At 46.6% G+C, this 2,140-nt stretch carries 3 protein-coding genes; 1 reads left to right on the forward strand and 2 read right to left on the reverse strand.

Features of this window, described 5'->3' with window-relative positions; genetic code table 11:
• The coding region (locus tag A3761_RS16180; RefSeq protein ID WP_197473073.1) for a dihydroxy-acid dehydratase at positions 1-598 on the forward strand (598 nt) is incomplete at its 5' end.
• Between the two features lie 45 nt (positions 599-643).
• Here the strand turns inward: A3761_RS16180 and A3761_RS16185 are convergent.
• Together A3761_RS16185 and A3761_RS16190 are read right to left on the reverse strand one after the other, a co-directional pair.
• On the reverse strand, positions 644-1,147 hold the full coding sequence (locus A3761_RS16185; RefSeq protein WP_068516222.1) for a dihydrofolate reductase: 504 nt from the start codon (positions 1,145-1,147) through the stop codon (positions 644-646).
• Between the two features lie 24 nt (positions 1,148-1,171).
• The gene (locus tag A3761_RS16190) at positions 1,172-2,023 is read right to left on the reverse strand and encodes a thymidylate synthase (RefSeq protein WP_068516218.1); all 852 of its coding nucleotides are present in this window, start codon (positions 2,021-2,023) and stop codon (positions 1,172-1,174) included.
• Positions 2,024-2,140: the final 117 nt, after the last annotated feature.

The raw sequence follows: 2,140 nt of genomic DNA on the forward strand, positions 1-2,140 counted from the left end.
AGAGGGTGGACTCGCAGTCTTGTACGGCAATATCGCTGAAGACGGTTGCGTGGTAAAAACAGCTGGCGTTGATGACTCTATTCTCGTGTTTGAAGGCAAAGCCGTTATCTTCGAAAGCCAGGATTCCGCAGTAAAAGGCATACTTAATGATGACGTAGTTGAGGGCGATGTGGTTATTATTCGCTATGAAGGCCCTAAAGGTGGCCCGGGTATGCAGGAAATGTTGTATCCAACCAGTTACCTGAAATCAAAAGGCCTAGGTAAAGCTTGCGCCTTGTTAACCGACGGTCGCTTCTCAGGGGGTACCTCTGGCCTATCAATTGGCCACGCTTCCCCTGAAGCAGCTGCCGGTGGCGCTATCGCATTGATTGAAGCCGGCGACAAAATCAAGATCGATATCCCTAATCGCTCAATTGATGTTGTCTTGGAAGAAGGGGTACTTAACTCTCGACGTGAAGCAATGGAGCAGAAAGGCAAGCAAGCCTGGAAACCAGCAGAGCATCGCGAGCGAAAGGTCTCTAGCGCTTTGAAAGCCTATGCCATGCTGGCAACAAGCGCCGATAAAGGTGGTGTTCGTAATTTGGATATGCTGGATTAAGCTCGACGAAACATAGGACTGAGCAGAAGTTCAGTCCTTTTCTTTTTACTTACGATCCAAAACGATAAAACTATAATCATAGGGATTCGGCCCTTCGGCTTCAAAATCTTCCCGCCCAATTTCACGCCACTGAGTCCAATCGACTTCGGGAAAATAAGCATCGCCTTCGACTTCTGCATGAACTTTCGTTAGATAGATACGATCAACATCCGGCAGACTCGTTTGATAGATCTGGTCACCACCAATGATCATCACTTCCGACTGACCGTCAATATCACAAACCGACTCTCCTAAATCAAAAGCCTGCTCAAGAGAGTGCACGACTTTCACGCCTTCAGCCGACCAGCTTTCATTTCGCGTTATAACGATATTGCATCGACCTGGAAGCGGCTTACCAATCGACTCATAGGTTTTACGCCCCATTAGAATCGGCTTGCCCATCGTCACTTGTTTAAAGTACTTAAGATCATTGGGCAAATACCAAGGCAGCTTGTTGTTAATGCCGATAACTCGGTTTTCTGCCATCGCGACGATCATGGAGCGCTTCATTGTTTCTTCCTACTCGATATATATTTAAACTGAAAAAGGGTACTGGATACTGTCATGCGACTCATAGCCGACGACTTCAAAGTCAGCGGTCGTCACCCAGGTTTCAAGGTCTTCGAGTGACTTGATATCAGGGTTGATATTTAGTCTCGGAGAAGCGAAAGGCTCACGCTTTAGCTGCACATCTCGCATCAATTCTAACTGGTTCTCGTAGATATGAGCATTGACTATTTTGTGGTAAGCCTTACCGGCTTTATGCCCCGTGATCTGTGCCATTAGAGCAAGCAGAACATAGACCTGAACCTGATTGAAATTCAGCCCCAGCGGCACATCACAAGAACGCTGATAACTAGTCAAATACAGTGTATCCCCTAGCAAAGAAAATGTGTGCGTATGCATGCAAGGGCGCAGACAACCCATTTCGAACTCGCCCGGGTTATAGAAGCTTAGAATTTCTCCGCGGTCATCGACCCCTTTCGAAAGGTTATCGACGATCTTTTTAAGCTGGTCTAATGGCGTGCCATCCGGCTTTTGCCACGCCCGGCCCTGAACGCCGTATACTCGCCCCATATCATCCTCACCTTTACGATGCGGATTATTCAACCAGGCTTCATTCTCATTGGCATTAGCATTCCAGGTGTTACAGCCGATCTCGCGAAATTGCGCAGCACTGCTATACCCACGGAGATAACCCAGAAGTTCTGCAATGGCTGCTTTATAGTAACTTTTGCGAGTGGTAATTAACGGAAATACATTGTTCTCAACGTCATACTCCAGGTCAGCATTGATTAGGGTCAGGCAGCGCGTTCCGGTACGTTTATTATCTACCCACACACCCTCATCAATAATACGCTGACAAAGCGCTAAGTACTGCTTCATATGCTTCTCTCAATTTTTTATTTTCTAGTTTATGCTCGGTGCGATAGTTTATCGGAGTTAAATTTGTAGGCATACCAAATAAAACCCACACCTATTAATATCATCGGGAATGACAGT

It is taken from the genome of Oleiphilus sp. HI0123 (genome assembly GCF_001635315.1).